Annotated in this window: 12 protein-coding genes; 9 read left to right on the forward strand and 3 right to left on the reverse strand. The window is 67.7% G+C overall.

Translation table 11 applies throughout. The features are described 5' to 3' along the window. Positions 1–44: 44 nt before the first annotated feature. From gnd to dnaA, 3 genes are all read right to left on the reverse strand, one after another. Positions 45–920 (reverse strand): phosphogluconate dehydrogenase (NAD(+)-dependent, decarboxylating), encoded by an 876-nt coding sequence (gnd, locus tag ACWD5F_RS18955; RefSeq protein WP_451255662.1) that lies wholly within the window; start codon positions 918–920, stop codon positions 45–47. Between the two features lie 141 nt (positions 921–1,061). Continuing rightward, positions 1,062–2,192: a DNA polymerase III subunit beta gene (dnaN, locus tag ACWD5F_RS18960; protein ID WP_123998963.1), complete on the reverse strand. Its 1,131-nt coding sequence runs from the start codon at positions 2,190–2,192 to the stop codon at positions 1,062–1,064. An 857-nt stretch (positions 2,193–3,049) separates the two neighbouring features. After that, on the reverse strand, positions 3,050–4,984 hold the full coding sequence (gene dnaA / locus ACWD5F_RS18965) for a chromosomal replication initiator protein DnaA (RefSeq protein WP_451255664.1): 1,935 nt from the start codon (positions 4,982–4,984) through the stop codon (positions 3,050–3,052). Between the two features lie 375 nt (positions 4,985–5,359). Between dnaA and rpmH the strand changes: the two genes are divergently transcribed. The 9 genes from rpmH to ACWD5F_RS19010 all read left to right on the forward strand — a co-directional run bounded on the left by rpmH (position 5,360) and on the right by ACWD5F_RS19010 (position 12,312). Next, a complete protein-coding gene (gene rpmH / locus ACWD5F_RS18970) occupies positions 5,360–5,497 on the forward strand; it encodes a 50S ribosomal protein L34 (RefSeq protein WP_006381191.1) in 138 nt (45 codons plus the stop codon). A gap of 21 nt (positions 5,498–5,518) precedes the next feature. After that, complete coding sequence (gene rnpA / locus ACWD5F_RS18975) at positions 5,519–5,890, forward strand: ribonuclease P protein component (protein ID WP_079078065.1); 372 nt, start codon at positions 5,519–5,521, stop codon at positions 5,888–5,890. Beyond that, a complete protein-coding gene (yidD, locus tag ACWD5F_RS18980; protein ID WP_402356714.1) occupies positions 5,887–6,240 on the forward strand; it encodes a membrane protein insertion efficiency factor YidD in 354 nt (117 codons plus the stop codon). The genes rnpA and yidD overlap by 4 nt, the downstream gene beginning before the upstream one ends. A 3-nt stretch (positions 6,241–6,243) precedes the next feature. Continuing rightward, on the forward strand, positions 6,244–7,542 hold the full coding sequence (yidC, locus tag ACWD5F_RS18985) for a membrane protein insertase YidC (RefSeq protein ID WP_401720221.1): 1,299 nt from the start codon (positions 6,244–6,246) through the stop codon (positions 7,540–7,542). A 15-nt stretch (positions 7,543–7,557) separates the two neighbouring features. After that, on the forward strand, positions 7,558–8,070 hold the full coding sequence (locus ACWD5F_RS18990) for a Jag family protein (RefSeq protein ID WP_401720218.1): 513 nt from the start codon (positions 7,558–7,560) through the stop codon (positions 8,068–8,070). A gap of 116 nt (positions 8,071–8,186) precedes the next feature. After that, on the forward strand, positions 8,187–8,903 hold the full coding sequence (gene rsmG / locus ACWD5F_RS18995) for a 16S rRNA (guanine(527)-N(7))-methyltransferase RsmG (protein ID WP_401720215.1): 717 nt from the start codon (positions 8,187–8,189) through the stop codon (positions 8,901–8,903). Between the two features lie 296 nt (positions 8,904–9,199). Continuing rightward, positions 9,200–10,273, forward strand: a complete 1,074-nt coding sequence (locus ACWD5F_RS19000) for a ParA family protein (protein WP_280876266.1) — start codon at positions 9,200–9,202, stop codon at positions 10,271–10,273. Further along, a complete protein-coding gene (locus tag ACWD5F_RS19005) occupies positions 10,270–11,367 on the forward strand; it encodes a ParB/RepB/Spo0J family partition protein (RefSeq protein WP_401720214.1) in 1,098 nt (365 codons plus the stop codon). Before ACWD5F_RS19000 ends, ACWD5F_RS19005 begins: the two co-directional genes overlap by 4 nt. Before the next feature lie 327 nt (positions 11,368–11,694). After that, a complete protein-coding gene (locus ACWD5F_RS19010) occupies positions 11,695–12,312 on the forward strand; it encodes a GNAT family N-acetyltransferase (RefSeq protein WP_401720211.1) in 618 nt (205 codons plus the stop codon). Positions 12,313–12,326 lie beyond the last annotated feature (14 nt).

The raw sequence follows: 12,326 nt of genomic DNA on the forward strand, positions 1-12,326 counted from the left end.
CGCCGACCTCCCCCGGGTTGTGGACTGCCGGGCAGCCCTGTGGATTACTTCGTCTCTACCGCGTGGCCGCCGAACTGGTTGCGCAGCGCCGCGATCATCTTCATCTGGGGCGAGTCGTCCTGGCGGGAGGCGAACCGCGCGAACAGCGACGCGGTGATCGTCGGCAACGGCACCGCGTTGTCGATGGCGGCCTCCACGGTCCAGCGGCCCTCACCGGAGTCCTGTGCGTAGCCCTTGAGCTTGTCGAGGTGCTCGTCGCTGTCGAGCGCGTTCACCGCGAGGTCCAGCAGCCAGGACCGGATCACCGTGCCCTCCTGCCAGGAGCGGAAGACCTCGCGCACGTCCGTGACGGAGTCGACCTTCTCCAGCAGTTCCCAGCCCTCGGCGTAGGCCTGCATCATCGCGTACTCGATGCCGTTGTGGACCATCTTGGCGAAGTGCCCGGCGCCGACCTTGCCGGCGTGCACGGAGCCGAACTCGCCCTCGGGCTTGAGGGCGTCGAAGACCGGCTGCACCTTGGCGACGTTCTCCGCGTCGCCGCCGTACATCAGCGCATAGCCGTTCTCCAGGCCCCAGACGCCTCCGGAGACGCCGCAGTCGACGAATCCGATGCCCTTGGCGGCCAGTTCCTCGGCGTGCTTCTCGTCGTCCGTCCAGCGGGAGTTGCCGCCGTCCACGACGACATCGCCCGGCTCCAGGAGCTCCGCCAGCTCGTCGACGGTCGACTGGGTGGGGGCACCGGCCGGGACCATCACCCAGACCACGCGCGGACCTTGGAGTTTGCCCACAAGCTCTTCCAGGCTGTGGACATCGGCGAGGTCCGGGTTGCGGTCGAATCCGACGACGGTGTGGCCTGCGCGGCGGATCCGCTCGCGCATGTTGCCGCCCATCTTGCCGAGGCCGACGAGACCGAGCTCCATCAGTTGTTCCTTAGGTTGCCGAGTGTCGTGTGGGGCACGTGATTCGTACCCACGTCCGAGCCTAAACCCGGACGCTCACGCACACCTGTGGGCATACGCGCTCAAACGTACGCCCCGACCTGCGGGTTTCCGAAGGCGCGCTCAGCCGCTCAGCCGCACCGGCATGATCAGGTACTTGTAGGCCTCGTCCGCCTCGGCGTCCAGCGCCGGCTTGCCGCTGAGCAGCGCGGGCTTCGTGGACGTCGTGAACGACAGCTGGGCGACCGGGGAGTCGATGGCGCTCAGGCCGTCCAGCAGGAAGGTCGGGTTGAAGGCGATCGACACGTCGTCGCCCTCCAGCTGGGCGTCGACCCTTTCCACAGCCTGTGCGTCGTCGCTGGAGCCGGCCTCCAGGATCAGCACGCCCTGCTCGAAGCTGAGCCGCACCGGGGTGTTGCGCTCGGCGACCAGGGCCACGCGCTTGACGGCCTCCACGAAGGGGGCGGTCTCGATCACGGCGATGGAGTTGAACTCCGTCGGGAACAGCGAGCGGTACTTCGGGAGGTCGCCCTCCAGGAGCCGGGTCGTCGTACGGCGGCCCGCGCCCTCGAAGCCGATGAGGCCCTCGCCCGCGCCGGAGCCGGACAGCGCCAGGATCACGCTGTCGCCGCTCGTGAGGGCCTTGGCGGTGTCCAGGAGCGTCTTGGCGGGCACCAGGGCGACCGCGGACGCCTCCGGGTTCTCCGGCTTCCACAGGAACTCGCGGACCGCGAAGCGGTAGCGGTCGGTGGAGGCCAGCGTGACCGTGTCGCCCTCGATCTCGATGCGCACACCGGTGAGCACGGGCAGCGTGTCGTCGCGTCCGGCGGCGATGGCCACCTGGGCGGCGGCGGCAGCGAAGACCTCGCCGGGGACCGTGCCCGTCGCGTTCGGCATCTGCGGCAGGGCCGGGTACTCCTCCACAGGCAGGGTGTGGAGTGTGAAGCGGGAGGAGCCGCAGACCACCGTCGCCCGTACACCGTCTGTGGAAATCTCCACCGGGCGGTTGGGGAGCGCGCGGCAGATGTCCGCGAGCAGGCGGCCGGAGACCAGGACCGTGCCCTCTTCCTCGACCTCGGTCTCCACCGACACGCGTGCGGAGACCTCGTAGTCGAAGCTGGACAGGCTCAGCTGGCCGTCCTCGGCCTTCAGCAGAAGGCCGGCGAGGACAGGCGCCGGCGGACGGGCCGGGAGGCTGCGTGCCGCCCAGGCAACTGCCTCCGCGAGTACGTCGCGTTCCACCCGGATCTTCACTGTTGCCGCCTCCTGCTGTTGCCGGCGCTTCTCGGCCTGCCTGGCTTCGTCGTCTGTCTCGGTGTTGTCAGCCCCTGTGAAGGGAAGGACACCGGGGAACAGTCTGACGCACCCCACTGACAGTAGGTGCCGCTCGGGGTCAAGTCGTGACGAGGGGCAGTCGGGAGCGAGACAGCGAGTTGTGCACAGGGCCCACTTCGAAACGGTTTCCCAGCTCTCTCTAGTTGCTAGTAGTAGTAGGGCCTGTGGAAACCGTGGATAACCTCGTTTTCCCAGCTCAGAGCGGGAATTTTGTCCACTGGCCCTGTGGGCGGAGGCGGTGGACAACCGGGCGCTTCTGTGGAGAACGGAAAGTTCTGCACACTCCATGCACAGCCGAGGGGCACTTCTCCCCAGCGCCGTCCCCAGCTTTACCCACGTTTCCCACAGCCCAACCCGGCACCTTCGTGTGACGCCTTTCACTCGACCCGGTGATCAGGCGCGTCGCGTTGCCGAACAGTGGACAGGGATGTGGAGAAGCTGGTGATCTCTGGGGACAACCGGCCCTGGCCTGTGGGTTGTCGGTGGACAACTTCGTGCACAGCTTGTGGATCATTCGGCTGTCCACAGTCTGTGGAGATCGTTCGTCCACTAATCCACAGGCACCTGACCTGGCCTGACGGTCTTTCGGCAGGGGCGCCTGTGGACACGATCTGGACAACTTCCCAGTCCCCAGGGTGTGGACGGGAGAAAGTCACCGAATCTGTGGAGAGAGGCCGTAACCCGGCGCGTATTCGAACAGCGGGTTGCCGCGACACGAAGAAGGGCGCCCTCGGGAACTCGTCCCGGGGCGCCCTCAGCGGTCCTCCGCGCGGCTGTCAGCCGTTCTTGATGCGGTTCGTCAGCTCGGTCACCTGGTTGTAGATGGAGCGCCGCTCGGCCATCAGATTGCGGATCTTGCGGTCCGCGTGCATGACGGTGGTGTGGTCGCGGCCGCCGAACAGCGCGCCGATCTTCGGCAGCGACAGGTCGGTCAGCTCCCGGCACAGGTACATGGCGATCTGCCGTGCCGTCACCAGCGCGCGCCCGCGCGAGGTGCCGCACAGGTCCTCGACGGTGAGCCCGAAGTAGTCGGCGGTCGCGCTCATGATGGCCGTCGAGGTGATCTCGGGGGCCGAGTCGTCGCCGCCGGGGATCAGGTCCTTGAGGACGATCTCCGTCAGGCCCAGGTCCACCGGCTGCCGGTTGAGCGATGCGAACGCCGTCACCCGGATCAGCGCGCCCTCCAGCTCGCGGATGTTGCGCGAGATGCGGGACGCGATGAACTCCAGGACCTCCGGCGGGGCGTTGAGCTGCTCCTGCACCGCCTTCTTACGAAGGATGGCGATCCGGGTCTCCAGCTCGGGCGGCTGGACGTCGGTGATCAGACCCCACTCGAAACGGTTCCGCAGCCGGTCCTCCAGCGTCACCAGCTGCTTGGGCGGCCGGTCGCTGGAGAGCACGATCTGCTTGTTCGCGTTGTGGAGCGTGTTGAACGTGTGGAAGAACTCCTCCTGCGTCGACTCCTTGTCCGCGAGGAACTGGATGTCGTCGACCAGGAGGATGTCCATCTCGCGGTACCGCTTGCGGAAGCTGTCGCCCTTGCCGTCGCGGATGGAGTTGATGAACTCGTTGGTGAACTCCTCCGAGCTCACGTACCGCACGCGCGTGCCCGGGTAGAGGCTCCGCGCGTAGTGTCCGATCGCGTGCAGCAGGTGCGTCTTGCCGAGCCCCGACTCCCCATAGATGAACAGGGGGTTGTACGCCTTCGCTGGCGCCTCGGCGACGGCCACCGCGGCCGCGTGCGCGAAGCGGTTGGAGGCGCCGATGACGAACGTGTCGAAGAGGTACTTCGGGTTCAGTCGCGCGGTCGGCTCGCCGGGGCGGGTCGCCGGCGCGGGCTGTGCGGCCAGCGGGCCGGGAGCACCGGGGCTCATGGAGCCGCCGCGGTGGCCGTGCCCGGAGTTCGACGGCGGCTCGGACCGGTCCCGGCGCCCGTCGCGCTGGTCGTAGTCGGACCGGGGCGCGTCGTAGTCGGGACGCGGCTGGTCGTACTCGGAGCGCTGACCGTCGTACGGCGGACGCTCCATCGACTGCGGGCGGTAGTCCTGGGAGGGCGGCGCGTAGGAGTCCTGCGGGTTGTACGGCTCCTGCTGCTGGCCGTAGGTGTCCTGGGACGGCGAGGCGTAGGGGTCGCGTTCCGGGAAGCCGAGCCGCGGCTGCTGCCAGCTGTACTCGTCCTGGGAAGGGCGCGGCCAGGCGCCGGGCTCGGGGCGCTGGTACTCGGAGGGGTAGGCGGGGCGGGCCGTGGGCAGCTGGTCCTGGCGTGAGGGGGGCAGCTGGTCGCTCGGGGCGCCGGGCAGTTGGTCGGGGCGGTTCGACCGGCGGTCGTCGGCGCGGTGGCGGCCGTAGCCCTCGTACTGGCCGGAGGAGAGCTCGGGCTCCTCGTAGCGCTGCTGGGGGCGGGGCTGCGGGGCCGGGGGGCCGGGAGGCTCGCCCGCGGAGTCGTCGACGGTGATCGCGATCCGGATCGGGCGGCCGCATTCGCGGGTCAGTGATTCGGCGACGATGGGAGCGAGGCGGCCTTCGAGGACGCCCTTCGCAAACTCGTTCGGTACGGCGAGCAGGGCGGTGTCGGCCACCAGCGCGAGGGGCTGGCAGCGCCGGATCCAGTGCTCGTCCTTTGCCTCGACCCCCTGCGCACGGCCCTCACCGAGGAGCTGCTCCAGTACTCGTGGCCACACTGCGGCAAGATCGGCAGGCACGTCAGCCACAGGGCACGCTCTCTCGTGGGTCCCACGAACGTGTGGTTGCGGGACGGATCGGGTGGTAAATGGGGTGGCGGTGGGGACAAGGGAACGAATCGGAGTCCAGCCACGGTAGTCAGGGCGACGGGTGCGGTTCAAGTTGTTGTCCCCAGGCTGTGGATAGTGTCTCCCGGTGACCCCTGGTTTGACCGGATGGCTCAGCCGCGCGTACCGTAACCAGGTCGAGTTGTCGATGGCTGCTGCCGCCTGCCTCCGATGGGCACAGATCGCTGAAGGTGATCGGGAAGCGGTGCAATCGGGCGTGACGCGAGCTTCTCGTGGGCGCACGGTGACAGCCAGGACGGCACCCGCCAAACCCCGATTGATTTCTGGAGCCCCCGAGTGAGCAAGCGCACCTTCCAGCCGAACAACCGTCGCCGCGCCAAGACCCACGGCTTCCGCCTGCGGATGCGTACCCGTGCCGGCCGCGCGATTCTCGCGAACCGTCGTGGCAAGGGTCGCGCCAGCCTGTCCGCCTGATCCCGGTCAGGTCATGCCGTCGTGCTGCCCACCGAGAACCGGCTGAGGCGGCGCGAGGACTTCGCGACCGCGGTACGACGAGGGCGCCGGGCCGGACGCCCGTCCCTAGTCGTCCATCTTCGTAGCGGTGCCACGGACCCGCACGCGCCAGGGGAGAGCGCTCCCCCGACGCGTGCGGGTTTCGTCGTGAGCAAAGCCGTGGGTGGTGCGGTGGTGCGCAACAAGGTGAAGCGCAGGCTGCGTCACCTGATGCGCGATCGAGTCGCCCTGCTGCCCCCCGGTAGCCTGGTAGTCGTACGAGCGCTGCCCGGTGCGGGTGACGCCGACCATGCACAGCTGGCCCGAGACCTGGATGCCGCCCTGGAGCGGCTGCTGGGAGGGGGCGCGCGATGAAGTACCCGCTGCTTGCACTGATCAAGCTGTACCAGTGGACGATCAGTCCGCTGCTCGGCCCGGTGTGCAAGTACTACCCGTCGTGCTCTCACTACGGCTACACGGCCATCGACCGGCACGGTGCGATCAAGGGCACGGCACTTACCGCCTGGCGCATCCTGCGGTGCAATCCGTGGTCGCTGGGCGGTGTGGACCATGTGCCGCCCCGCAAGCGTCCGCGGTGGCACGAAATGCTGCGCGGCGCCCGGCGTGCACGCAAGGGCGGGACCTCCGCCGCCGAACAGGCCATCGAGGGACAGACTCCTTCGAGCCCGGCCGCCGAGACCCCGTCCCATGTCCAAGGAGCATGATTAGTGGACACGATTGCCAGTCTTTTCAGCTTCATCACGACACCCGTTTCCTGGGTCATCGTCCAGTTCCACTCCGTCTACGGGAAGATCTTCGGTCCCGATACGGGCTGGGCCTGGGGCCTGTCGATCGTGTCTCTCGTGATCCTGATCCGCATCTGCCTGATCCCGCTCTTCGTGAAGCAGATCAAGGCGACCCGGGCCATGCAGACGCTGCAGCCCGAGATGAAGAAGATCCAGGAGCGCTACAAGAACGACAAGCAGCGCCAGTCCGAAGAGATGATGAAGCTGTACAAGGAGACGGGCACCAACCCGCTCTCCTCGTGCCTTCCGATCCTGGCGCAGTCCCCGTTCTTCTTCGCGCTGTACCACGTGCTCAACGGCATCGCGACGGGCAAGACGATCGGTGTCATCAACGACCCGCTGCTCGCCAGCGCGCGTAAGGCGCACATCTTCGGTGCCCCGCTGGCGGCGAAGTTCACCGACAGCGCCGACAAGGTCGGCCAGCTCGGTGCCACGCTGACCGACGTCCGCGTCGTCACCGCGATCATGATCGTGATGATGTCGGCGTCGCAGTTCTACACGCAGCGCCAGCTGATGACGAAGAACGTCGACACCACGGTGAAGACGCCGTTCATGCAGCAGCAGAAGATGCTGATGTACGTCTTCCCCGTCATGTTCGCCATCTTCGGCATCAACTTCCCCGTCGGTGTCCTCGTCTACTGGCTGACCACCAACGTGTGGACCATGGGCCAGCAGATGTACGTCATCCGCAACAACCCGACGCCGGGTTCCAAGGCCCAGGCCGCCTACCTGGAGCGCCTGACCAAGCACGTCACGCACCACGGCAGGACCCGCAGGCGGAGCGAGAAGACCATCGTCAAGGCGATCGTCGCCAAGGGCAGGGACCGCAACGAGTTCGAGCGCAAGTTCATCAACGCGCTGAACAAGGCGGGTCTCGCGGCCCAGGCGGACGGCACCGTGGCGAAGGGCGAGGCCGAGGTCACCACGCTGACCGAGGACGGCACGCCCACCGCCGGCGGTGCTCCCAAGCGCCAGCAGCCCAAGCGTCAGTCGAAGGCCCAGCGCCAGGGCGGCCCCAGGGTGGCCGGCGAGTCCACCGCCTCCGCCTCCTCGACGCCGTCGACGTCGCTGGAGAAGTCCGACGAGCCACAGGACGCCAAGCCTGCGGACAAGCCTGCGGACAAGCCCGCTCCGAAGTCCGGTGCGAGCGGTCGCAGCAAGGCCCAGTCCGGGCAGCGCAAGGGCGGTCCGCAGCGCCCCAAGTCCCCCTCCAAGAAGTAAGAAGGAGCCCATCCCGTGACGGAAGGCACCACCTCCGCTCCCGCCGAGGGTGTAGACACCCTGTCCCGCCTGGAGCAGGAGGGTGAGATCGCGGCGGACTACCTCGAGGGTCTGCTGGACATCGCCGACCTCGACGGCGACATCGACATGGACGTCGAGGCCGACCGCGCCGCTGTCTCGATCATCAGCGACTCGGGTGGCCGAGACCTGAACAAGCTGGTCGGCCGTGACGGTGAGGTGCTGGAGGCGCTCCAGGAGCTCACACGCCTCGCCGTACACCGGGAGACCGGGGACCGCAGCCGCCTGATGCTGGACGTCGCCGGCTACCGCGCCAAGAAGCGCGCCGAGCTCTCCGAGCTGGGCGCCAAGGCCGCCTCCGACGTGAAGAACACCGGCGAGCCGGTGAAGCTCGACCCGATGACACCGTTCGAGCGCAAGGTCGTGCACGACGCGGTCAAGGCCGCGGGCCTGCGCAGCGAGTCCGAGGGCGAGGAGCCACAGCGCTTCGTCGTCGTGCTTCCCGCCTGATCGGTCCTACGTTCCTCCGGCCCCGTCTGTAGCGCAGACGGGGCCGAAGTTTGTCAGCCTGATAGCTCTGGTGGTCGGCGCCCGGTGCGCTGATGCGGTACGGAAGGACGGTCCCCGTGACGGAGGCAGCGGAACTCCCCCCTGCGCCCGAGCAGGCGCGTGAGGTGTTCGGCGATCGGTTCTCGGATGCGGTCCGGTATGCGGAGCTGCTCGCCGAGGCGGGCGTGCAGCGCGGCCTGATCGGTCCGCGTGAGGTGCCCCGGCTGTGGGAGCGGCACCTGTTGAACTGTGCGGTCCTCTCGGAGGTGGTGCCCGAGAACGTGACCGTGTGCGATGTCGGCTCCGGGGCAGGCCTGCCGGGCATTCCCCTGGCGCTGGTCCGGCCGGATCTGAAGATCACGCTGCTGGAGCCCCTGCTGCGCCGGACGAACTTCCTCACCGAGGTCGTCGAGCTGCTGGGCCTGGATCATGTGACGGTCATGCGTGGCCGGGCCGAGGAGGTCATGGGGAAGCTGCCGCCCGTGCACGTGGTGACGGCCCGGGCCGTGGCACCGCTGGACCGGCTGGCCGCCTGGGGGATCCCGCTCCTTCGCCCGTACGGAGAGATGCTCGCCCTCAAGGGAGACACCGCCGAGGAGGAGCTGAAGGCGGCCGCCACGGCGCTGAGCAAGCTCGGTGCGGTGGAGACGTCGATCCTCCATGTGGGCGACGGCGTAGTGGATCCGCTGTCCACGGTGGTCCGGGTCGAGGTCGGGGAGAGCCCCGGTGGTGTGCGTTTCGCGGCCAAGAAGGCGAAGGCGGCCCGGACCGGACGGGTTCGTCGCCGTCGCTGATCCGTCCTGACGACGAGACGTACTCCACACAAGCTGTCAAACCTACGCATGCCGGAGTGTCGCGACAGTTTGGGTCACCACTGCTGTGCATCGTGTTTCACGTGAAACGTCGCTCCTTGTTGCACGGCATCATCAGCCGGGGCCGCGCCGCGGAACCGCGCGACCGAAAACCCCTAGGTTCGCTGAGAGAAGACGCTTCGGATGACGCTCCGTCCCCCTTCAGGGGCACGGAGTTGTCCACAGAGGTGGATTTCTCCACAGAACACCAGGCCTCACTGGTTCACGACCCCGAAGACATGGGAGGCTCTGTTCATTGCGAGCCTGAAGTCGAGGAGAGTGAATCCTTGCGGTCCGACGCCAACATCGCGGGACCGATGACCGATCCGGTCCCCGGTCCCCGTACCGAGTCGATGGGGGAGGATGTTTCACGTGAAACACCGCCTCCGATGGACGACACTCCGATCGGTCGTGCTGCCCAATTGGCTGTAGAGGCTCTTGGCCGTGCCGGCGAGGGGCTGCCCCGCCCCGAGCAGACACGCGTCATGGTGGTCGCCAACCAGAAGGGTGGCGTGGGCAAGACGACGACGACCGTCAATCTTGCCGCTTCCCTTGCTCTGCACGGTGGCCGTGTCCTGGTGATCGACCTCGACCCTCAGGGCAACGCATCCACTGCGCTGGGGATCGACCATCACGCCGAAGTCCCGTCTATCTATGACGTCCTGGTCGAGAGCAGGCCGCTGGCGGAAGTCGTTCAGCCTGTACCTGACGTCGAGGGTCTCTTCTGTGCCCCCGCCACGATCGATCTCGCCGGTGCGGAGATCGAGCTGGTGTCGCTGGTGGCCCGGGAGAGCAGACTGCAGCGGGCCATCCAGGCCTACGAGCAGCCACTCGACTACATCCTCATCGACTGCCCGCCCTCGCTCGGCCTGTTGACGGTCAACGCCCTGGTGGCCGGTGCGGAGGTCCTCATCCCGATCCAGTGCGAGTACTACGCGCTGGAGGGACTGGGTCAACTGCTGCGCAACGTCGACCTGGTGCGGGGTCACCTCAACCCCAATCTGCATGTATCGACGATCCTGCTCACCATGTACGACGGCCGGACGCGTCTCGCGTCCCAGGTCGCCGACGAGGTGCGCAGCCACTTCGGTGACGAGGTGTTGAGGACGAGCATTCCCCGTTCGGTCCGGATCTCCGAGGCACCGAGCTACGGGCAGACGGTACTGACGTACGATCCGGGGTCCAGCGGTGCCCTGTCTTATCTTGAGGCGGCACGAGAACTCGCTCTGAAGGGTGTCGGCGTCAGCTATGACCCGACGCAGGCCCACATCGGTGCCCAGAGCAACCCGAGCATGGTGGAGGGCATTCAGTGAGTGAGCGACGGAGGGGTTTGGGCCGTGGTCTCGGCGCACTGATCCCCGCTGCCCCGACGGAGAAGACGCCGGCCCCCGCCGCGGTGGGAGGCAGCGGTTCCGCGTCGCCGACGTCGGTGCCGCTGCTGACGACCGACCGTGGTGTGGCCGCGGCGAAGGTGGCATCGCTGCCGCCTGTTTCACATGAAACCGAGGAGCCGTTCCTCAACGGTGTGGAGACGCCGGCACCTCCCATCGGTGCCCACTTCGCGGAACTCCCCATCGACTCCATCACGGCGAACCCGCGTCAGCCGCGTGAGGTCTTCGACGAGGACGCGCTGCAGGAACTTGTCACCTCCATCAAGGAGGTCGGCCTCCTCCAGCCGGTCGTCGTACGGCAGACGGGTCCGACCCACTACGAGCTCATCATGGGTGAGCGGCGTTGGCGGGCCTGCCGTGAGGCGGGGCTCGAAGCGATCCCGGCGATCGTGCGGGCCACGGACGACGAGAAGCTTCTCCTGGATGCCCTCCTGGAGAACCTGCACCGCGCACAGCTGAACCCGCTGGAAGAGGCCGCCGCCTACGACCAGTTGCTGAAGGACTTCAACTGCACGCACGACCAGCTGGCGGATCGCATCGGTCGGTCTCGTCCGCAGGTCTCCAACACCCTGCGTCTGCTGAAGCTGTCGCCGGCCGTTCAGCGCCGGGTCGCGGCAGGAGTCCTCTCGGCGGGCCACGCACGGGCACTGCTCTCCGTGGACGACTCGGAGGAGCAGGACCGGCTGGCTCACCGCATCGTGGCCGAGGGCCTCTCGGTACGGGCGGTCGAGGAGATCGTGACCCTCATGGGGTCACGTCCGCAGTCGGCTCAGCGCTCCAAGGGACCGCGGGCCGGTGCCCTCGTTTCCCCGGCGCTCACCGATCTCGCGGGGCGTCTCTCGGACCGCTTCGAGACCCGGGTGAAGGTCGACCTGGGTCAGAAGAAGGGCAAGATCACTGTCGAGTTCGCTTCGATGGAGGACCTTGAGCGGATCCTCAGCTCCCTCGCCCCGGGCGAGGGACCGGTCCTGCAGAAGAGCCTTATGGACGGCGACTCCGAGGAGACCGAGGACTGAGTTCCTCCGTGGTCGGCCGGGCACTTTCGCCCGATCGGCCACCGGAGCGGGCCGTGTCCGGTGTGCACCGGAACACGGCCCGCTCTTTGCTTTCAGGCAGTATCGATGGAATCGCATCGTCGATACGATGCGTTCGGGTATGGCACATCCACCTGGCAGCACCTCTTGGGGAGGCAGGGCCATGCGAACGATGAGCCGGACCGGACTGGTGGGCGCAGCCCTGGGACTGGGCGCGGTCGGCGGCTTCGTCGGCAGCCTGCTCAGGGAACACAGCGCTCTGACGGCCGCCCGCGGCGCCGCGGGCGAAGGAAGCGAGGAACAGCCTTCATGGGGCGCCGGCTCGTACCGCTCACGCTGGACAACCTCCCGGACCTTCCCAAGCGGTGCAGGTCGTGTGTCTTCTGGGAGTTGGACCCCGTCAGCGGAGAAGCCGCGGTAAGAGGGGGCACGCCCGCTCTGGAGAAGGAAGGGTGGATCTCGGCAGTCCTGCTGGACTGGGGATCCTGCGGCCGGGTCGTCTACGTCGACGACGTGCCGGCGGGCTTCGTGCTCTACGCTCCTCCCGCTTATGTGCCGCGAGCGACGGCATTCCCCACGAGCCCGGTGTCGCCGGACGCCGTCCAGCTGATGACCGGCTTCATCATGCCGGGCTACCAGGGACAGGGGCTGGGCCGCGTGATGGTCCAGACGGTCGCCAAAGATGTGCTGCGCCGAGGCTTCAAGGCGATCGAGGCCTTCGGTGACGCGCGCTGGAAAGAGCCCGGCTGTGTGCTGCCCGCCGACCACTTGTTGGCCGTCGGCTTCAAGACCGTTCGCCAGCACCCCACTTATCCGCGGTTGCGGCTGGAACTACGAACGACGCTCTCCTGGAAGGAGGACGTCGAGATGGCGTTGGACCGGCTGCTGGGGGCCGTACAGAAGGAGCCGGTGCTGCGTCCGCTCTAGCAGCGAGTGGGCCG

Source organism: Streptomyces sp. NPDC002499 (assembly GCF_053595415.1).